This window comes from Actinoplanes sp. NBC_00393 (assembly GCF_036053395.1).
In the GTDB taxonomy this organism is placed as follows: Bacteria; Actinomycetota; Actinomycetes; order Mycobacteriales; family Micromonosporaceae; genus Actinoplanes.
Window position 1 is genome coordinate 9697918 of record NZ_CP107942.1, and the last position, 19076, is coordinate 9716993.

16 protein-coding genes and 4 tRNA genes are annotated in these 19076 nt (G+C 70.4%); 11 read left to right on the forward strand and 9 right to left on the reverse strand.

Annotation, left to right across the window (positions count from 1 at the left end; translation table 11 throughout):
- Window positions 1–57 precede the first annotated feature (57 nt).
- The 3 genes from OHA21_RS44995 to OHA21_RS45005 form a co-directional block, all read right to left on the reverse strand.
- Window positions 58–141 (reverse strand) — tRNA-Leu (locus OHA21_RS44995).
- Between the two features lie 690 nt (window positions 142–831).
- Window positions 832–1308, reverse strand: coding sequence for a thioredoxin-dependent thiol peroxidase (gene bcp, locus OHA21_RS45000; protein WP_328465985.1), 477 nt, complete (start codon window positions 1306–1308; stop codon window positions 832–834).
- Complete coding sequence (locus OHA21_RS45005; RefSeq protein WP_328465987.1) at window positions 1301–1726, reverse strand: S-adenosylmethionine decarboxylase family protein; 426 nt, start codon at window positions 1724–1726, stop codon at window positions 1301–1303. Before OHA21_RS45005 ends, bcp begins: the two co-directional genes overlap by 8 nt.
- 198 nt (window positions 1727–1924) lie before the next feature.
- Here OHA21_RS45005 and OHA21_RS45010 point away from each other — a divergent pair, with 198 nt between their 5' ends.
- Window positions 1925–2281: an Asp23/Gls24 family envelope stress response protein gene (locus OHA21_RS45010; protein ID WP_328465989.1), complete on the forward strand. Its 357-nt coding sequence runs from the start codon at window positions 1925–1927 to the stop codon at window positions 2279–2281.
- Here OHA21_RS45010 and OHA21_RS45015 read toward each other — a convergent pair.
- The 4 genes from OHA21_RS45015 to OHA21_RS45030 form a co-directional block, all read right to left on the reverse strand.
- The gene (locus tag OHA21_RS45015; protein ID WP_328465991.1) at window positions 2268–3230 is read right to left on the reverse strand and encodes a hypothetical protein; all 963 of its coding nucleotides are present in this window, start codon (window positions 3228–3230) and stop codon (window positions 2268–2270) included. The genes OHA21_RS45010 and OHA21_RS45015 overlap by 14 nt on opposite strands.
- Entirely contained in the window at window positions 3227–3967 is a 741-nt protein-coding gene (locus OHA21_RS45020) for a DsbA family protein (protein ID WP_328465993.1), read from the reverse strand. Before OHA21_RS45020 ends, OHA21_RS45015 begins: the two co-directional genes overlap by 4 nt.
- Entirely contained in the window at window positions 3964–4470 is a 507-nt protein-coding gene (locus OHA21_RS45025) for a MauE/DoxX family redox-associated membrane protein (protein WP_442875207.1), read from the reverse strand. Before OHA21_RS45025 ends, OHA21_RS45020 begins: the two co-directional genes overlap by 4 nt.
- An 80-nt stretch (window positions 4471–4550) precedes the next feature.
- Window positions 4551–5090: a sigma-70 family RNA polymerase sigma factor gene (locus tag OHA21_RS45030; RefSeq protein WP_328465995.1), complete on the reverse strand. Its 540-nt coding sequence runs from the start codon at window positions 5088–5090 to the stop codon at window positions 4551–4553.
- A 47-nt stretch (window positions 5091–5137) separates the two neighbouring features.
- Between OHA21_RS45030 and OHA21_RS45035 the strand changes: the two genes are divergently transcribed.
- The 7 genes from OHA21_RS45035 (at window position 5138) to OHA21_RS45065 (ending at window position 14874) form a co-directional block, all read left to right on the forward strand.
- The gene (locus OHA21_RS45035; RefSeq protein ID WP_328465997.1) at window positions 5138–6838 is read left to right on the forward strand and encodes a copper resistance CopC/CopD family protein; all 1701 of its coding nucleotides are present in this window, start codon (window positions 5138–5140) and stop codon (window positions 6836–6838) included.
- 141 nt (window positions 6839–6979) lie between these two features.
- Window positions 6980–11200 carry a hypothetical protein gene (locus OHA21_RS45040; RefSeq protein ID WP_328465999.1) on the forward strand — a complete coding sequence of 1407 codons (4221 nt, stop codon included), beginning with the start codon at window positions 6980–6982 and terminating at the stop codon, window positions 11198–11200.
- A 113-nt stretch (window positions 11201–11313) separates the two neighbouring features.
- Complete coding sequence (locus OHA21_RS45045; RefSeq protein ID WP_328466001.1) at window positions 11314–12507, forward strand: winged helix DNA-binding domain-containing protein; 1194 nt, start codon at window positions 11314–11316, stop codon at window positions 12505–12507.
- 207 nt (window positions 12508–12714) lie between these two features.
- Window positions 12715–13311 carry an oligoribonuclease gene (orn, locus tag OHA21_RS45050; RefSeq protein ID WP_328466003.1) on the forward strand — a complete coding sequence of 199 codons (597 nt, stop codon included), beginning with the start codon at window positions 12715–12717 and terminating at the stop codon, window positions 13309–13311.
- 74 nt (window positions 13312–13385) lie between these two features.
- Window positions 13386–13461: transfer RNA gene (locus tag OHA21_RS45055), tRNA-His, on the forward strand.
- A gap of 149 nt (window positions 13462–13610) precedes the next feature.
- Window positions 13611–14123 carry a SigE family RNA polymerase sigma factor gene (locus OHA21_RS45060; protein WP_328466005.1) on the forward strand — a complete coding sequence of 171 codons (513 nt, stop codon included), beginning with the start codon at window positions 13611–13613 and terminating at the stop codon, window positions 14121–14123.
- A complete protein-coding gene (locus OHA21_RS45065; protein WP_328466007.1) occupies window positions 14116–14874 on the forward strand; it encodes a hypothetical protein in 759 nt (252 codons plus the stop codon). Before OHA21_RS45060 ends, OHA21_RS45065 begins: the two co-directional genes overlap by 8 nt.
- Before the next feature lie 52 nt (window positions 14875–14926).
- Here OHA21_RS45065 and OHA21_RS45070 read toward each other — a convergent pair whose 3' ends face one another.
- Together OHA21_RS45070 and OHA21_RS45075 are read right to left on the reverse strand one after the other, a co-directional pair.
- A complete protein-coding gene (locus tag OHA21_RS45070) occupies window positions 14927–16156 on the reverse strand; it encodes an Ig-like domain-containing protein (RefSeq protein WP_442875014.1) in 1230 nt (409 codons plus the stop codon).
- 151 nt (window positions 16157–16307) lie between these two features.
- Complete coding sequence (locus OHA21_RS45075) at window positions 16308–17552, reverse strand: L,D-transpeptidase (protein WP_328466010.1); 1245 nt, start codon at window positions 17550–17552, stop codon at window positions 16308–16310.
- Between the two features lie 138 nt (window positions 17553–17690).
- On the opposite strand from OHA21_RS45075, the gene OHA21_RS45080 reads away from it, so the two are divergent.
- From OHA21_RS45080 to OHA21_RS45090, 3 genes are all read left to right on the forward strand, one after another.
- Window positions 17691–17763: transfer RNA gene (locus tag OHA21_RS45080), tRNA-Lys, on the forward strand.
- Window positions 17764–17831: 68 nt separating this feature from the next.
- A complete protein-coding gene (locus OHA21_RS45085; RefSeq protein ID WP_328466012.1) occupies window positions 17832–18806 on the forward strand; it encodes an SEC-C metal-binding domain-containing protein in 975 nt (324 codons plus the stop codon).
- Between the two features lie 59 nt (window positions 18807–18865).
- Window positions 18866–18938 (forward strand) — tRNA-Lys (locus OHA21_RS45090).
- Window positions 18939–19076: the final 138 nt, after the last annotated feature.

The following is a 19076-nucleotide window of genomic DNA, read 5'->3' on the forward strand; positions in this document are numbered from 1 at the left end:
GAACGCAATCTTGGCGAGTCACCGTCAGGTGACTCGCCAAGACTTGCCGTTGATCGGTGCGGAAGAGGGGACTCGAACCCCTACGCCCTCTCGGGCACGGGCACCTAAAACCCGCGCGGCTGCCAATTTCGCCACTCCCGCCCTTTTTGCCTGTTAAGGCAAAGCGCTGTGAAGAGTGTAATCGGTTGCCTGCTTCCGTGGCGTCTCGCACACCTCGGATCTGGCCTGGGCGCGTTCGTCCAAGCGGAGGCCACCGGGCGGCTGGTTCTGGCTGGCCGCCGCTCAGGCGTCTTTCGGCCGGGTCGTAATGCGCGTGGCGGGCGGCTGGTGCCGGCTGGCCGCCGTTCAGGCGTCTTTTGGCCGGGTCGTAACGTGCTCGGCGGGCGGCTGGTCCTGGCTGGCCGCCGTTCAGGCGTCTTTTGGCCGGGTCGTAACGTGCTCGGCGGGCGGCTGGTGCCGGCTGGCCGCCGTTCGAGCGTCTTTTGGCCGGGTCGTAATGCGCGTGGCGGGCGGCTGGTGCCGGCTGGCCGCCGTTCAGGCGTCTTTCGGCCGGGTCGTAACGCGCGTGGCGGGCGGCTGGTGCCGGCCAGCCGCCGTTCAGGCGTCTTTGGGCCGGGTCGTAACGCGCGTGGCGGGCGGCTCGTGCTGGTGGCTTTGCGCAGCGACGCTGATCGTCAGCCACGCAGGCCGCGTGCCCACATCCCCTCGGGTCATCCGTGCACGGCGGCCGCCTTGCGGGTTGGTACCGCATGACGACCGCCGTGAGTCCGGGATTGCCGTGTGCTCTCCCTTTCGGTTCGCACAGCCCGGACCTGTGGATTTCGCCGGTTTTCAGTCCAGTCCGAGGTCGCGCCGCAGCTTGGCGACGTGCCCGGTGGCCTTGACGTTGTAGAGGGCGCGCTCGACCACGCCGTTCTCGTCGATGACGAAGGTGGAGCGAATCACCCCGGTCACGGTCTTGCCGTACAGCTGCTTCTCGCCGAACGCCCCGTACGCCGTCAGCACGCTCTTGTCCTCGTCGCTGACCAGCGGGAACGTGATGGCGTCGTGCTCGCGGAACTTGGCGAGCTTGGCCGGCTTGTCGGGGGAGATGCCGACCACCTCGTACCCGGCGGCCTGCAGGGAGGCGAGCGAGTCGCGGAAGTCGCAGGCCTGCTTGGTGCAGCCGGGCGTCATCGCGGCGGGGTACGCGTACAGCACGACCTTGCGCCCCCGGAGGTCCTTCAGCGTGAGGTTGTCGCCGGTGTCGGTGGGCAGAGTGAAGTCGGGCGCGGCGTCGCCGGCGCTGAGACGCACGTTTTCAGTCATGCACCGACGATAGTGCCGCCCAGTGCTGCTGGGCCGCGTGGAGGTCGCGGGGCCATTCCTCGCCGCGGCGGGTGAGGGTGCGTTCTCTGACGTAGTAGTCGCCGACCAGCCGGTGGAACTCGGCGAGTACGTCCGCTTCGCGGAATGGCTTGCAGGAGAAGATGTCGACGAAGATCTCCCGCAGGTGCGGGTAGGTGTGGATGGCGGCGTGCGATTCGGCGAGGATCACGACCGCGGATTTGCCGGCTTTCTCGGGCGGGCCCTGTTCGGTGGCGACCAGGGGGCCGGCGATGACGGTCATGCCGATGCGGTCGACGAGGTCCCGCATGAAGGTGGTGAGGGCCTGGTCGTCGTCGAGGAGCCGGGTGTCGGTGATGGCCGAGAGCCGCAGGGTGAGTTCATCTCCGTAGTGGGCCACAACTGAACGTTACCGCTGCATTGCGGAGAGTCGATATGCCAATTTCCGACAATAGGGAATCCGTTTCCCGATGTGCCGGAAAATAGGAAAACAATGGCTTCCGCCGCCGGACAATCACTTATCGATTGCGTTGTGCGCACCGTGCGGAGTACTCGCGGTACGCTCCCCGGCACTGACGTCGAGAGCGGAGATCAATCTATGAGCGAGGCTACGAACGGGAGCACCACCGTCGCCGGCGAGGTCGTGGAGAAGATCGCGGTCGCGGCTGCCCGGGCGGTTCCGGGTGTCGCCGACCTGGGTGGTGACGTGGCCCGGTTCTTCAACAGCGTGCTCGACAAGGTGGGCCTGGACGAGGTCGGCGACGCGAGCCGCGGCGTCTCGGCGAAGGTCAAGGGCAGCGACGTGACGGTGAACGTGGTGCTGGTCCTCGAGGCCGGCCGGGTGGTCGCCGAGGTCACCGCCGAGGTGCAGGCGAAGGTCAAGGAGGCGCTGACCGGTTACGGGCTGAACGTCCTCGCGGTCAACGTCAACGTGGACGACATCACCGGGGTGTGAGCGCCCGCAGCCGGAGCACGCCGGTGAGCGCGAGGCCCGCCCCGGCGCCGATGGCCACCGTGACTGCGGCCCGGGCCAGCCAGCCCGGGCCCACCGCGGGCACGACCGAGGCGGTGAACACGTCGGCGCTGCCGAAACCGGCGAAGGCGGCCAGCACGAAACCGGAGAGCGCCAGGTAGAACGGTGGGTGCCGGTAAGCAGCGGCGCAGGCGAGCAGGCCCGCGATGACCGGTACGCCGAACCAGCCTCCGCCGTCCAGAATGCGCGACAGCGCGTACCACAGTGTGGTTGTGCCAGCGAAAAGCGTGAGCGGCGCCACCGAGCCCGGCCACCGCATCGCCAGCAGCGTGACCGCGACGGCCAGCAGGGCCGCACCGGTCCACCAGGCCCAGGCCGTGGGGGGTGGCTCGTAGTCGAGCGTGCCCTGGATCTCGAAGGTCCGGGTCTGCTCGCGCAGCGGGACCACCCACTCGCGGACCCGGTGCTCGCTGTCCGGGTCGGCGGCCACCTGCGGCGGCAGGCCGGCCTCCTGCCACTGGGTGCGCTGGTCGTGCCAGCGCACGGTGGTGTCGCCGGAGACGCGGCGCCAGGCGGGCGCTGCGGTGGGATCGGCGCTCGCCGGCAGGGCGCTGTCCCCGGTCAGGGTCTCGTTGAGGTACGTCGCCGGCGAGTTCACGTTCTCGTAGGTGCCGTCCGGCCGCACCTCCAGGTACGGCTCGCCGGAGTACCCGAGGATCTCGATCGGCCGGCCGGTCTCGTTGCGCAGCTCCAGCCGGGCGCCGCCCTCGACGACCTTGACCGTGAGCCCGTCGAGCGGACTGCTGAGCCCGGTCACCGTGATCCGGTACGAGCTGACGCCCTCGGTGTCGCCGGTGTGCGCGAACGCGGGAGTGGCCGGTGCGAGGACCGCACCGGCCACTGCCAGGATCATGGCGAGGAGTCGCCTCACCCGGCCGCCTTCTGCACCGCCTCGGTGAGCAGCTCGGGAGTGGGCAGGGTGTCGCCCGGGCCCTTCAGCTGCTCGCCGTTGACCGTGATCGTCGGCGTGCCGGTGAAGTTCTTCTCGGAGAACTTCTCGGTGGCCTGCGTGGCCCATGTCTTGTAGGTACCCTCGTTGACCGCGTCGGCGAAAGCGTCGCTGGTCAGACCCACCGACTTGCCGAGCTCGATCAGTTTCGCATTGTCGAGCCCGTCGGTTCCTTCGGCCGGCTGGTTGGCGTAGAGCACGTCGTGGTACTCGACGAACTTGCCCTCGGCGGCCGCGGCGGCGGACGCGGCGGCGGCCCGCGTGGAGTACTCGGTGCCGTTGGAGAACCGGTCCAGGATGGCCACCGGGTGATACCGCAGCGTGATCTTGTTGTCGTCGACCAGCTGCTTCAGGGTCGGTCCGGCCGCCTGCTCGAAGTTGTTGCAGGCCGGGCACATGAAGTCCTCGTAGATGTCCACGGTGACCGGACCGGTGCCGACCGCGAACGCCGTGCCGGCGTCGACCGCCGAGGCCGGTGTGCTGACCTTGCCGTCGTCCTTGCCCGCCACCAGGCTGTAGCCGACCAGACCGGCGATGAACAGGACCACGACCACCGCGACCGAGGTCCAGAGCGTCACCGAGCGGCGCCGGTCGGCGGCCCGCTGTTGCTCGACGATCTGCCGCGCTTTGGCGGCCCGTTCCTTGGTGCCCTTGCTCATCGCGCATCCCCCATGAGTAAGCCGTCGACGGAGAACCGGGTCTTCGGTCGCCACACCAGGAGCCCGGAGAGAGCCAGGAAACCGAGGTCGCGCAGGATGTCCAGGCCGTACGCCGCCTCTTTGCCCTCGGCCAGCGCGCCGCCGTCGCTGAAGCAGCCGCAGTCGATCTGCAGGCCCTTGGCCCACGCCCAGGTGATGCCGGCGATGAAGATCACCATCAGCACCGCGGAGATCGCGGCGGTGAGCCGGGTCGCCAGGCCGATCAGCAGCAGCAGGCCGAGCGCGATCTCCAGAAAGGGCTGGATCGCACCGACCACCTCGGCCGTGTCGTAGGACATCAGCTCGTAGGCGTGCACCGCGCGGGCGGAAGCGGCCAGGTCACCGACCTTGAGCCCGCCGGCGACGAGCCAGACGGCGGCCAGGGCGAGCCGGGCCAGGGTGGAGATCCACGGCCAGACGGCCGCCGTGCGGACACTCCGCAGGGTTTCCATGGTCACGCCCAGTTAGACGATTGCGGTCGCGTTCGGGTTCCCGACCATTGTGACCGTCACCCACCGGGGGCCGACCAGGGACGAAGGTCCCGTCAGCTGGCCTGGGCCCGGGACACCGCGGTGATCAGCTCGTCGCGGGCACGGGCCACCCGGGACCGGATGGTGCCGACCGGGACGGCCTCCACCTCGGCGGCCTCCGCATATGACAGGCCGAGGACCTGGGTGAGCACGAACGCGGTGCGCCGCTCATCACTGAGCCGGCTCAGCAGATCGGCGCTGGTCAGCCGGTGTGCCGGGTCCGGCGCGGGCAGCTCGGTGACGGCCTGCGTGGCGAGCTTGGCATCCAGGCGGCGCCGGCGGACCACCGATCGCAGGTGGTCGGCGCAGGTGCGCCGGGCGATGCCGAGCAACCACGTCCGTACGCTGGACCGGCCCTCGAAACTGTCCAGCGCCCGGAATGCCCGGAGGAAGGTCTCCTGGGTCAGATCGTCCGCGGTGCCGGGATCGATCAGGGCGGCGGTGAACCGCCAGACCTCGGCCTGAGTGGCCCGGACGAAGGCGGCCTGGGCCACTGGGTCGCCGTTTCGGGCGGTCAGCGCCAGCGCGGTCGTCTCGTCCGTCTCCTCGGTCACGGGCCAGATGGTACGCGCATCAGCGACATAGGTCTCCATCTGGAACCATGCAAGGGCCCCGGGCGACTATCGCCTATGAATCGGAGAGGGAGCGACTGTTGACTGAGCGACGCCGAGTCCTGGCTGTGCTGGCCGGATTGCTGCTCGGACTCTTCGGATCCCTGCTGGCGGCCGCGCCGGCCAGCGCGCACGCCGCTCTGGTGGGCAGTGACCCGGGCAACGGCACGATCGTCCCGGACGCGCCGAACAGGGTGACCCTGACCTTCAGCGAGTCGGTCCAGCTGCTCTCCGACAAGATCCGGGTGATCAGTCCGGACGGTTCCCGCGCCGACCAGGGTGAACCCTCGGTCAGCGGCACGCAGGTGACGATCCCGCTGCGTACCGGGGCCGGCCGGGGCACCTACTTGGTCAGCTACCGGGTGATCTCCGCGGACAGCCACCCGGTCGCGGGCACGATCAGCTTCTCGGTGGGCGCGGCGTCGACGCCGCCTTCGGCGGACGAGGCCGATGCCCAGGTCGATCCGGTGGTCCGCGCACTCATTCCGGTCGGCAAATACCTGGGGTACGCCGGACTCGTGCTCCTGGTCGGCCCGGTGCTGGTCCTGGCGCTGCTCTGGCCGCAACGGCTCGATCGGCGCGGCCCCGGCCGGCTGATCTGGACCGGGATCGGGCTGGTCGCCGGGGGCACCCTGCTCGGCCTCTGGCTGCAGGCGCCGTACACGCTCGGTGTCGGCCTCTTCGACGTCGGCGTGAGTGACCTGCGCGACGTCCTGGGCAGCACGTTCGGCGCGGTGATGCTGGTCCGGCTGGGCGTGGTGACCGCCGCCGCCTTTCTGCTGCGCCCCCTGCTGACCGGCCCGGCCGGTGGCGAGTCGAAGCTCGACCTGGCCCTGCTCGGCGTCCTCGGCGTGGCGGCGATCGCCACCTGGCCGCTGACCGGGCACCCGACGGCGTCCCCGGTGGCCGGCGTCTCGGTGGTGATCGACGCGCTGCACCTGGCGGCCGCGGCGGTGTGGGTCGGTGGGCTGGTGATGCTCTTCGGCTTCCTGCTGCCCAAGGCGAACGGCCGGGAGCTCGGCGCGATCCTGCCGATCTGGTCGCGCTGGGCGACCGCCGCCGTCGGCGCCCTGGTCTTCGCCGGCGTGGTGCAGGCGCTGATCGAGGTGTCGTCGCTGAACGGCCTGTTCAACACCACCTACGGACGGTTGATCCTGGTCAAGGTCGGGCTGGCCGCGGCGGTGCTCGGGGTGGCGGCGTTCTCCCGCAGGCTGGTCAAGTCCCGAGCCGCCGAGGAGTCACCCAAGCCGCTGCGCCGGATCGTGCTGGCCGAGCTGGCGGTCATCGCGGTGATCCTGGGCGTCACCTCGGTGCTGGTGCAGGTCGCGCCGCCGCGGACAGCCGAGGCGGCCGAGACCGGTGCCACCACGACGACCGTCAGCCAGACGCTGACCTCGGACAAGATGTCGCTCCAGGTCGATGTGTTCCCGGCCAAGGTGGGCAACAACTCGATCCATCTGTACGCGTACACGCTGGACAACAAGCCCCTGCCGGTCGTCGAGTGGAAGGCGACCGCCACGCTGCCCGCGAAGGGGATCGAGCCGATCGAGATCCCGCTGCTGCGGATCACCGATTTCCACGCCATCGGCGACATCGCGCTGCCGGCCGCCGGTGAGTGGACCTTCAGGTTCACCGCCCGGACCAGCGAGATCGACCAGTCCACGCTGACCATGACGGCAACCGTCTCCTGAGCTTCCCGCGGAACGGCCCGGCCCCTGGTGGGCCGGGCCGTTCCGCATATCTATCGGGGGCCACCGTGCCTGTTTGACCACTTTGGGGTTATTTGACTCGGTATGGTCCGCGCAGTACGGCCCGGGAAGGGGGAGAGACAGATGCGGGTGTTCCGCACGATCCTCGGCATGCTGTTACTGACCATCGGACTGCCAGCGCTGCTGGCGGGTGGCGGATTGTGGGCGCTCATGCAGCACCGCGACCCCGGTGGCGCGTTCAGCGGCGAGATGCGCGGGCTCGCGGTGCCCGGGTACGCCCTCGTGGTCCCCGACATCGACCGGACACTGCGCGACGACGCGCCGTTCGCCCGGGTGGGCTCCACCCGGCTGCGCTACTCCGCGGTCACCGTCGCCGGCCCCGCCTTCATCGGCCTCGCCCCCGCCCGCGACGTCGAACGCTATCTGGCCGGCGTCCCGTACACCCGGGTCGACGCCGTCGACATCGGCACCGGCCCGCTGCCGCTGACCACCACCCGCATGCCCGGGCGTACCGTCCCCGCCGGAATGCCCGGCGGCGAGGCGTTCTGGACGATGGCCGGGCAGGGCCAGCTCAGCTGGACCCCCGGTGAGCTCAAGGGCGGCCCGTACAGCCTGGTCGTGATGAACCAGTCGGCCCGCTCGATCAACCGGATGGCCTCGGCCGCCGAGGTCTGGCCCAGCTGGCTCAACTCCAGCACCTGGGGCCTGCTCACCCTCGGCACCCTGCTGGTGATGGCCAGCGTCATCGTCCTGGCCTGGCCGGGCCGCCGGCGCGAGGTGGTCTACGTCGTCGAACCCAGCCAGGTCCCCGACCTGATGCAGGCCATCGGCGCGCCGCTGCCGTTGTCCGGCCCGCTCTCCGGCGGCGGACGTCAGCAGGGCGGGGCACACCGGCCGCGTACGCTCGCCGACTCCCGCCCCAGCCGCCCCCCGGCGCTCCCACAGTTCTCCTGGCCCCCGAAGCGCGGCGGCACCCCCGAACTCCCCGCAGGTGGCGGCGTCGCCTTGGCCACCGCCCCGGCCCCTACCGACCCTGCGGCGCCGGCCTCCACCACTTCTTCCGCGCCGGTCAGCCCAGCCCTCGCCGGCCCAGCAGCTCTCAGCGCCACCCCCAACCTCCCCACCGGCGCGCCTACTCTTCCTGCCGGCGCCACCCTTCCCACCGGCGCATCTGCTCTTCCTGCCGGCTCCACTCCTCCTGCCGGCTCCACTCCTCCTGCCGGCTCCACTCTTCCTGCCGGCGCGTCTGCTCTTTCTGGCGGCGCGCCCACGCTCCCCGGCGCCCCCACGCTTCCTGCCGGCGCGTTCACGCCGGCCGCTGGCAAGCCGCTCAACCTGCTCGGCGACACCCCTGCCCTCGCCGGCTTGCAGCCCGGCCCACTGCCCACCCGCCGCCGGCGCGCCCCGGCCCCGACAGACCTTCCGGAATTCCACGCCACCGCAGTCGGCGCGTGGGTCGCCGCCACCGCCCCGGAACGCGCCCGCCAAACCGAGGCCCGCGCAGCAGCCCGCCTGGCCGAGGCCGCAGCCCGCAAGTCCGCAGGCGGCGGAAAGCCTCACCCCGGCGGCGTCCAGGACAAGCCGGCCGGCCTGCCGATCGCGGCCCCCCGCAAGCGAGTCACCGACGAACAGCGCCGCGCCGACACCCCCGCCACCCAGTCTCCAGCCCGGCCTACCTCACAGCCGGCAGCCCAATCTTCAGCCCGGCCCACCTCACAGCCGGCGGCTCGGCCTTCGACCCAGTCCACAGCTCAGGCCGGTCCCTCAGCTCAGGCCGGTCCCTCAGCTCAGGCCGGTCCCACAGCTCAGGCCCGTCCCGCAGCCCAGCCGTCGAGCAAGCCGGCAACCCGGCCCACATCGGAGTCGTCGGTCCAGTCCCCGGCCCAGTCCCAGTCCCAGTCCCCGGCCCCGGCAGCAGCGCAGCCTTCGGGCAAGCCGGCAACCCCGCCCGCGGCGCGGCCTCCGGCCCAGTCCGATCGGGCGGCCGCGGAAGATGCGGCAGCGACCTCTGTTGTCGAGCAGGCCGGCACAAACGCGCGGCCGGAAAAGTCGGTCGCCGAAGGCGGGGCGGCGCAGGCCGAGGAAACGGCGAGCAAGCCGCCCGCCGCGGCCACGCCCGGCAACCCTCCAGCGGGCAAGCAGCGGAACCCACTGCCGAACAGCGCCGAAAAGCGCGGCCCTGATCAGCGCAGCAATGCGAAGGAAGGCGCGGAGAAGCACAACTCTGAGCGCCGCGGCCTGGAAGGTCGCGCCGCGGCGCAGGCCCGGACCACCGGTGGGAACCGGCCGAGCCCGCGCCCGCAACGGCCGGCGGAGCCGGTTCCGGTCGTTCCCCGTTTTGCGATGAGCACCGGCCCGGCGGCCACCGACTGGACCGCAACCGGACTTACCCGGCTCGGCCCCAGCGTCGACCGCCCGAAGACCCAACCGGAGCATGCGCCGGGTCCCCAGGCGGCATCGCGGCCCGAAGCCGGAACCGTCCCATCAACGTCAGCTGTGCCGAAGGCGGCCTCGGCCGCCCAGCCCCCGGCTGCATCCCCCCAGCCGGGGGCCGCCCCCGAGCGGCCCGCAAACCCTGCCGCGAAGCCTGAGCCGGCTGCTGACCAGGCAGTCACCGGGGATTCTTCCGCGGAGGCAGAGCTGCGGACTGATGCTGGCGCGAATGCTCAGGACGGCAAGGAAACAAGCCCGGCGGAGGGCTCCGCCGACGCGCCCATGCCATCGATGGCGAAGCCGGATGCTGGCAAGCCGCCGACGTGGCCGCCGGTCCGGGCCGGTGAAACGGCGGGGCAACCTGCCGCCTCGGTTGCGAAGGAAACCGTGCCGACGCCGGCCGCGGAAGCGAATCAAGACACCGCAACCGAGCAGCCGAAGGGGAGTTCCGTGGCCGCGCAGCCGCAGGTGAACAAGCCGCAGAAGGAGGGCCGTGCCGGTGCGGTGCCCGGGCAGGTTCCGGGGCGGCCGGCGGGATCGGCAGCGCGGGGACCGCTTGGTCAGGGCCTCAGCGGCCTGAGCCGGGCTTCGATGCATGCGATGGAGTCGGGACGGCCTCCGGCCGGTAACCCGGCACCGGGCGACGGTGACCGGCTGGCCCCGCAAGCGGCAGCCACGGGCGGCGCCGAGCATTCCGGTGCGGCGACGGCCACGGCGCCTCGGCCGGAGACACCACGCGCGTCGATGCACGTTGTGGAGCTGGACGGGCCGGCCCGGGCGGTGCCGGGGCAGACAGGTCCCGCTCAAGCCGGCGGGGCGGAGAAGGCTCAAGCCGGCGGGGCGGAGAAGGCTCAAGCCGGCGGGGCGGAGAAGGCTCAAGCCGGCGGGGCGGAGAAGGCTCAAGCCGGCGGGGCGGAGAAGGCTCAAGCCGGCGGAACGGAGAACGCTCAAGCCGGCGGAACGGAGAACGCTCAAGCCGGCGGGGCGGAGAAGGCTGGAGCCGGCAGCGCGGAGGACGCGAAAGCCAATGCGGCCGAGACCGGGGAAACCCGCCGGGCCGAGGACGAGAAGGCCAGCGAGGCCGGGAACGGGAAGCCGTCCGGGCGTGCTGGGCAGGTTGATCAACCGCTCTCTCGCGCGCAGAGCCGGACCACTGGGAAGGCCGCGGCTGCCGCCCAGGCTCGGCCGGGGCCGGCAACCCGGCGGGCACCGGCGGCCTGGATCAAGGCTGCCGAGACCGTGGCTGCGCGTGCCGCCCAGGCGGCTGACTCGGTGACCAGCCCGGCCGGCGTGCAGTCGCCTGAGGCGGGGCCGAACGCTGGGAAGTCGCAGGCGTCGATTCCGGCCATTCCGGAGTCGCTGCGGCCCGCCCGGCGAAGCGTCCCGCGCCCGAAGGAGCCGGCCGCCGCGGTCCCGCCGCGCGTCACGAGGGAGCCGGCCACCGGAGTCTCGCCGCAGGAGGCGAAGGCAGAGCAGCCGCAGGATATGAAGGCGCCGGCGGCGGGCGAGCCTCAGGTCGCCAAGCAAGCGGCGGCGGTAGCTCAACGGCACGTAACGAGGGAGCCCACGGCGGCGGTCCCGCCTCGGGTGGTGAAGGAGCAGGCAGCCGGGGCGCCGCGAGTGACACAGGAGCCGGCGGCAGTCCAGCCGAAGGCCGCGAAGGATGCCGGGGCGGGCGCGCAGAAGGGCCGGGTGGAGCAGAAGGGCCGGGTGGAGCAGAAGGGCCCGGTGGAGCAGAAGGGCCGGGTGGAGCAGAAGGGCCGGGCGGAGAAGCCCGCCGGCCGGGCGCTCTCCTACCGGGAGGAAGCCGCGGAACTACTGGCCGGCAACAGTGAGCGCCGCCGTCGGCGTACCGTTTCGGGCCGTCCTGCTGAGCGGGACCGGCCGAAGGGCGAGACCGGCGGCAATTGATCTCCCATAGAGGAAAGCGGGCCATCCGAAGAATAAGGATGGCCCGCTTCGCGTTGGCCACCCAGCCCGATTCCGGACAGGAAGTGGCCGCTATCCCGCCTACCGTGAAGGACATGAGAGTCCTCACCACGCGCGAGCTGAACCGGACCTACCTGCAGCGCCAATTCCTCTCCGAGCGAATCCCGCGCCAGGCCTCCGATGTCATCCGGCATCTGATCGCGATGCAGGGCCAGGAGCCGGACTCCCCATACCTGAGTCTCTGGTCGCGCATAGCCGGCTTCCGGCACGACGACCTGACCACGCTGCTGCACGACGGCGAGGTGGTGCGCGGCGCGATGCTGCGCGGCACCCAGCACCTGTCGACCGGCGAGGACTACCTCTGGCTGCGGCCCACGCTTCAGCCGACCCTGGACCGGCTCGCCGGGCGCGGCGTGAAGCTGGACGGGGTGGATCCAGTGCAGTTCGCCGACGCGGCCCGGGAGATCCTGGCGGACGGGCCGATGACCCGTCCGGATCTGGCCCGCCGGCTGATCGAGCGGTTCCCGGGACATGATCGGCAGGCGCTCACGTACGTCGTACATCTGCGTTTGTCGTTGCTGCACCCACCGCCTTCCGGGACGTGGGGGCATCGCGGCCGCGTGCTGTGCGTGCCGGCGGAGGATCTGCTCGGCCGGCCGTTGGCTGCCGGGCCGAGCCCGGAGACGTTGGTGATGCGCTACCTGGCGGCCTACGGCCCGGCGTCGGTCAAGGACCTGCAGGTCTTCTCGGGCCTGACCCGCCTGGGCGCGCTCCTCGCGGAGCTGCGCCCGCAACTGCGGGTCTTCAAGGACGAGAACAACATTGATCTGTACGACCTACCCGACGCCATCCTGACCGACCCCGACCTGCCGGCGCCGGTGGTGTTCCTGCCGGAGTTCGACAACGCGGTTCTCGGCCACGACGACCGCGCCCGGATCATCCATCCGGGGGACCGGCCGCTGGTGATGCCGGGCTGGTCGATCGTGCGCCCGACTGTCCTGGTCGACGGTTTCGTGGCCGCGACCTGGTCGTTGCAGGGCGCGACGCTGACCGTCGCCCCGTTCCGGCCGCTTCCCGCGGCGGCTCGGGCGGCGGTCGAGGAGGAGGGCGCCCGGCTGCTGGCGTTCGTGGCGCCGGAAGCCGGCAAGGCGGCGGCCGGCGAGGCGGCGGCCGGCGAAGCGGCGCCCGGCGAGGCAGAGGCCAGCGAAGCGGAGGCCGGCAAGGCGGAGATCCGCTGGGAGGACGGCTCGACGGTGGGCCCCGGATTCGACCGGTCCTGGCGGCCGTGACATGCGAAAGGGCCCTCCGCGCTGCCGACGCGGAGGGCCCTTTACCGGGGGGAACGGAGTAACCGAAGGGGGGCTTCGTCCGTTAAGTACACTTTACCCCGCAACCGGCCAAGTGGGAAGTCCCAGCCATAAAGCGGACAAACAGCGCGAAGGTAGGCCGTCGATGGCCGTACACGTCAAACGGCGGCCCGCAGCCCGGCGTAGGCTGTGCCCGTGGCGGATCTTCTGGTGTGGATCGACTGTGAGATGACCGGTCTCGACCTGGGCAAGGACAAGCTCATCGAGGTCGCGGCGCTGGTCACCGATCCCGAACTCAACGTGCTCGGTGAGGGCGTCGACCTGGTCATCCACGCCGACGACGCGGCGCTGGACGCCATGCCGCCGGTGGTGCGCGACATGCACGCCAAGTCCGGTCTCACCGACGAGGTGCGCCGCTCCGCGATCAGCATCCCGGAGGCGGAGGAGGCGGTCCTGGAGTACATCCGGGAGTTCGTGCCGAACCCGCGCACCGCCCCGCTCTGCGGCAACTCGATCGCGACCGACCGGGGCTTTCTGGCCCGGGACATGCCGGCGCTCGACGCCCACCTGCACTACCGGATGATCGACGTCTCCTCGATCAAGGAGCTCTGCCGCCGGTGGTACCCGCGGGTCTACTTCGGCCAGCCGGCCAAGGGGCTGTCGCACCGGGCGCTCGCCGACATCCGGGAGAGCATCCGTGAGCTGGAGTATTACCGGCGCACGATCTTCGTGCCGCAGCCCGGGCCGGATGTCGAGGCGGCCAAGGCGGTCGCTGCCGAGCTCTGAGGTAACCCGCTCGACGGGCTCCCCGGGGCACTGGCTATGATTGTGCGGCACCGCGGGAAACAGCCGCGGTCATGGTGGTCGTAGCTCAGCTGGTAGAGCACCGGGTTGTGGTCCCGGGGGTCGCGGGTTCGAGTCCCGTCGATCACCCCAAGAAAGGCTCCGTCTGCGGACGGGGCCTTTTTTCGTGGGCTCGCTCCCACAAGACGGGATTCCGGAGAATTTCTCGGCGGACCGGGCAACCTTTCGGGTTCGCCGGCCCACAGGGGAGTGGATCACCCTTTGTTCCCCGGGAGCAGTCCTTGTCCGAAGCCGAATACGCCTTCCGGCGCTTCTTCGACGACCATCACACCGACCTGTCCCGGCTCGCCTACCTGGTCACCGGCGATTCGCAGGCCGCCGACGACCTGGCGGCGGACGCGTTCGTGGAGGTGTGGCGGCACTGGGAGCGGGTGCAGGCGGCAGACAGCCCGGTCGCGTACGCTCGCGGCATCGTGACCAACCTGGCCCGTCAATGGATCAAGCGGCAGAGCCGGGAACGGGCTGGTCTGCTGCGTCTCGGGCTGCTGCGCCGCGACCGCGGCGAGAGCGACACCCCCGCGGTCCTCGACGTGCGAGCGGCCCTACGGCGCCTTCCGCTGCGGCGCCGCGAGTGCGTGATTCTTCGGTACGCCTTCGACGTGCCGGAACGGGAGGTCGCCGCGATCCTCGGCATCTCGGTCGGCGCCGTGAAGAGTCACACCTCGCGGGGCGCTGCTCAGCTGAGCGAGTACCTGCGGGGGATGCCGCTGATGATGGGAGGCCACCATGGCTGAGCGTCCCGAGCCCGATCTGGGCGCGGTGCTGCGCCAGGAGGCCGAGCGGCACGTCCCGGACCGCGCGGCGATGCTCACCCGGATCAGCGAGCAGCGTACGGCCACGCGCAGCCGATGGGCCTTCACGACGTTGCGCCCGGTCGCCGCCGCGGCCTCGGTGGTGGCGACCCTGGTGGTCGGCTTCGCCGGGATCCGGCTGGCCGGCGACCGCGGTGGTGGCGCAGAACCACCGGCCGCCGCTTCGGTGGCGCCGACCCCGAGTCCGACGGTGGCCGCCTCCGCCGAGCCGGACAAGCCCACCCGTCCCAGTCGCACCACCCGGACCGGCGAGCGGAGCACGGCGCCCGGGGTGCACTGGCAGCCGTCCTCCGGCTTCCTCAGCTCCGCCGCCGTGCTGGACAGCCACTCCAACGACACGTGGGCGCAGGGCAACCTGACCCTCACCACCACCGAGACGATCACCCGGCTCGACGTGGTGATCAGCGTGGCGCGTACCGAAGGGGTCGAGGACGCGGGTAAGTGGAGTTCGGTGCCCGCCGAGATGATCACCATGGTGGTGGACGAGGAGAAGGACGCGCTCGTCTACCGGTTCACCCTCCACGACGGCAAGACCCTGGCCGCCGGGCAGTACGTCTTCGCGGCGCAGTACATGCACGCCACCGGAGAACGGGACACCGGCGGCGACTCGTACGGCGCCATCGCCTGGGCAGGGGACAAGAAGGTCGAGGTCACCGGCCAATTCAAGAACTGAGAATTAGAACGGGCCCGGTCCTCGAGGACCGGGCCCGTCTCGTTGCGAGCTCTCAGTGCAGAGCGCTGCCCTTCTTGTACTCGTCCCAGCTCATGTTCCAGTCGGTCCAGCCGTTACCGTTCTTCAGCTTCTCCTCGGTACCGGAGACCGTGATCACGTCGCCCATCATGGTGCGGTCGAAGAGCCACTTGCCCATCGCCATCGACACGTTGACGCAGCCGTGCGACACGTTGCGCCGGCCCTGCACGCCCTCGGACCACGGGGCGGCGTGGATGAACTGGCCGCTCCAGGTGATCCGCTGCGCGTAGTCGATCTCGGTGCGGTAGCCCTCCTCGGGGCCCAGCTCGTCCAGGGTGTCGAAGACGGTGTGTTCCTTCTTCTCGATGACGACCATGGTGCCGCTCGACGACGGGGTCTTCGGCTTGCCGAGGCTCACCGGGATGGTCTTGATGACCTTGCCGTCCTGCTTGACCGTCATCTTCTTGGTCTTGTTCGACACCGTCATGATCATCGAACGGCCGATCTTCATGTCGACGGTGAGGTCGGAACGCCCATACCACCCGTCGCCCATCTTCACGCCCTTGAGCTGCACCTTGTAGAAGACCTTGGAGCCGGCCTTCCAGTACACCTTCGGCCGGTAGTGCACCTCGGTCGGGCTGGTCCAGTGCCAGACACCCTCCTGCGCGGGGGTGGCGGTCACGGTCATCTTGCGCTCGACGTCCGCCCGGTACTTCTCCGGGACCGAGCGGCCGAAGCGGATGATCAGCGGCATCCCGACGCCGACGGTCTGGTTGTCGCCCAGGAAGCTCGACACCCGTACCAGGTTCGCCGGCTTCTTCATCACGGTGAACGAGCTGGTGGTGGTGTTGTTCTTTCCCTCGGCCTCCGGGGTGCTGACGGTGACCGTGTACTTCCCGCCCCACTCCAGCGACTCGCTCGGCTTCCAGACGTTCTCGTCCTTGTCGACGGTGCCCTTGACCTCTTCGCCCTTGGCGTCGGTCACCTCGACGGTGGTGTTGTCCGGGTCCTCGCTGTTGTATTTCACCTCGGACCAGGCCTCGACCCCGGTGGCGTCGATCGCGGGGGAGGTCACGGCGACTGTGCTCAGCGTCGGCTCCGGCGACGGGGCCTCCGCAGCGGCGGACCCGTTGCCACCACCCTGCCACGACGGCGCGTCGTCGCCGCCACCGCTGCACGCGGCGGTCAGCAGCAGCGTGCCCGCCAGCAGCGAGACCACGGCCGCGCGCCAGCGGCGGCGACCGGCACGGCGACTTCCATCCATCTCCATGGTCCCCTCACGGCGTCGAATACCCGGCGCCCAATAGTGCTCCAAAAAAGGCTGTTGACCAATCCCGGATCTGTGCCGTGACGGGACCGGTGCCATCGATGTACCCCGGACGGGCCATCGAACCACCATGGGGTGACGGGGTTGGTCAGTTCAGCCCGGCGGGCACCTCCAGCGCGCTGCCCTCGGCGAACTTTTCCCAGCTCACGTCCCATGGCGTCCAGCCGTTGCCATAGTCGAGCTTGTCGTCGGTCCCCTTTACGGTGACCGGGTCACCGATCAGGGTCTTGTCGAACAGCCACCGCGCGTTGGACGGCGACACATTGACACATCCATGCGACACGTTTCGGCGACCTTGATCACCTGTCGACCACGGGGCCGAGTGAATGTACTGTCCGCTCCACGTCAGTCGCTGCGCGTACTGGATCTCGGTGCGGTAGCCCTCGTCGCCGTCGGTGTCGGTGGTGTCGAAGACGGTGTCCGCCTTCTTCTCCATCACCACCATGTGACCGCTCGACGACGGAGTGCTCTTCTTGCCGAGGCTCACCGGCATCGTCTTGACCGTCTTGCCGTCCTGCAGCACCGTCATCTTCTTGCTGGCGTTGTCGACCTTCATCTCGAACTTACGGCCGATCTTGGCGGTGGCTGAGCGGTCCTGGTCGCCGTAGATGTTCTTGCCGGTCGGCAGGCCGCCGACCGCGATCCGCACCTTCAGCGTGGTGCCCGGCTGCCAGTAGTTCGGCGCCCGGTAGTACGCCTGCGTGCCGGACGCGGTCCACGACCAGGTGCCCGGCTGCGACGGGCTGGTCTGCACGAACATCCGCTTCTGCACCTCGGCCCGGTCCGCCTTCTTGATGCCCGGGTTGAACTCGACCACGACCGGCATCGCCACGCCGTACGTGTTGCCGTCGAACAGGTAGAGACCGGTGCCCGTCCGGCGTCCCGGCGCGCCCATCGTGGTGAACGAGGTGGTGGCGGTCGTCGTACCCCCGTCCTTGCCGGTGGCGACAACCGTCGCGGCGTACGTCTGCTTGGTCTTGAGGGGCTTGCTCGGCACCCAGGCCGAACCGTCCTCGCGCAGTTCGCCGGTGACGGCCTTGCCCTTGGCGTCCTTGAGGGTGACCGAGGTGACCTCGCCGCCGCTCACCTTCAGCCCGATCTCCGTACTGACCGGTACGTCCTTCTTGTCCTTGGCCGGCGTGATGGTCAGCGCGACCGGCTCAGCGGCGGTGGTGTTCTCCGTCACCGGCGCTCCGGAGGCGCCGCTGGTGGCAGCCGGATCCGCTTTCGCCGGGTCGGAAAAGGTCGGCGTCGCGTCGTCGCCGCACGCGGTGAGGGGGGCGATCAGGGCAACTGCCAAGATCGCCACTAAGGAGCGGCGCAGGTCAACCATCGTCGGGCCCCGTTCTGGAGTTCTCAGCGCAGACATACTGACTCATGGACGCAAGTCGCGGGTCCCCCTCCAGGTGGGAAGTATCCGATTTCAAGGATCTTCGCGGCCCGTGCTAACGTTCTTCTCGTTGCACGGCGAGCGTCGCTAGCTCAACTGGCAGAGCAGCGGACTCTTAATCCGCGGGTTGTAGGTTCAAGTCCTACGCGACGCACTCTCCACGACACAGCCCCGACCCCTGGTCGGGGCTTTCTGTGTTCTTGCGCAAAGGTAAGGTGACGCGTGTCATCGAATAAAACGCTCACCAGTGACGATCTGGATGTCATCGGACAGGATGCGTTCACCGCTGAGGACCCGATGGTGATGGTGGCGGAGTTGGTCGCCGCGGTGGACGAGCGGCGTCTGGCGGATCCGGCGGACGCCGGCTATGCGCTGACCCTGGCCGCCGAGATCACCGAGCGGCAGGGTGACTTGGCTCCGGCGCTGGGGCTGGTCGACCGGGCGGTCGGCCTCTACCGGGACGACACGGACGGGTTCGCCCGGGCGTACCGCGGGGATCTGCTGGCCCGGCTGGGCCGCGACGACGAGGCGCTGGCCGAGTTCACCGCGCTCCGCCCGCGCCTGCAGCGGGACCCGGACGCCGCCACCTACCTGTCCGAGGCGATGGAGGAGTGCGGCTACGCGCCGATCGCCGAGCAGTGGCTGACCGCGGCGCTCGAGTCGGTCCTGGACCGCAGCGACACGAACGCCCAGTTGCTCTACCACCTGGCCCAGGCCCGCCGCCGGATCCGCCGGGATCTCGAGCTGCCGGCCGACGAGCACGACGAGCTGGCCGACCGGATGCGCGAGGTGATGAACGGCCTCGAGCCGGCCGGCGAGCGCGAAGCCGACGGCCGGGGGCTGCTCTTCTGGCCGAAGCCGGAGTTCGACCGGATCCTGCTGCGCTGGCCGGTACTGGCGGACCCGTACGGGCGGAGCTGGGACGAGCACCGCGCCCGGCTGGAGCGGGAGCTGACTGTCCGTAACGATGCCGGGGAGACCGGGCTGGTCCTGTTCACCGGGTCGGCGGACGGGTTGGTGGCCTTCGCCGCCCGCGACGGCGGTGATCCGGCCGACCCCGGGGTGCGGGCGGGCTACGAGGATCAGCAGGAGAATCTGGCCGGGGCGAGGGCCTGGCCGCCGCGGCGTAACGGGCCGTGCTGGTGCGGTTCCGGAGGCAAGTACAAGAAGTGCTGCCTGCCCCGGTCCCGCGCCTGAGTGCCCGGGTCCCGCTGAGCGGCATCCGGGCGATGTGCTAACGTTCTGCCTCGTTGCAGGCGCTGCTAGCTCAACTGGCAGAGCAGCGGACTCTTAATCCGCGGGTTGTAGGTTCGAGTCCTACGCGGCGCACAACACGAGCAGGCCCCGCCCATCCGGGCGGGGCCTGCTGCCGTTCCGGGGCGCGGGTTCTGGCGCTCGAGAAAGCATCCGACATCGGGGGAGCGCTGCCGTGGCCTGGCGGCCACCTCTCGGCCGGTGGTTACTCAC

Coding starts and splice junctions, on each gene's coding strand:
- OHA21_RS45065 (WP_328466007.1), top strand. CDS start 14,116: ATGGCTGAGCGTCCCGAGCCCGATCTGGGCGCGGTGCTGCGCCAGGAG.
- OHA21_RS45040 (WP_328465999.1), top strand. CDS start 6,980: ATGCGGGTGTTCCGCACGATCCTCGGCATGCTGTTACTGACCATCGGA.
- bcp (WP_328465985.1), bottom strand. CDS start 1,308: ATGACTGAAAACGTGCGTCTCAGCGCCGGCGACGCCGCGCCCGACTTC.
- OHA21_RS45075 (WP_328466010.1), bottom strand. CDS start 17,552: ATGGTTGACCTGCGCCGCTCCTTAGTGGCGATCTTGGCAGTTGCCCTG.
- OHA21_RS45045 (WP_328466001.1), top strand. CDS start 11,314: ATGAGAGTCCTCACCACGCGCGAGCTGAACCGGACCTACCTGCAGCGC.
- OHA21_RS45070 (WP_442875014.1), bottom strand. CDS start 16,156: ATGGATGGAAGTCGCCGTGCCGGTCGCCGCCGCTGGCGCGCGGCCGTG.
- OHA21_RS45020 (WP_328465993.1), bottom strand. CDS start 3,967: ATGAGCAAGGGCACCAAGGAACGGGCCGCCAAAGCGCGGCAGATCGTC.
- OHA21_RS45010 (WP_328465989.1), top strand. CDS start 1,925: ATGAGCGAGGCTACGAACGGGAGCACCACCGTCGCCGGCGAGGTCGTG.
- OHA21_RS45035 (WP_328465997.1), top strand. CDS start 5,138: ATGCAAGGGCCCCGGGCGACTATCGCCTATGAATCGGAGAGGGAGCGA.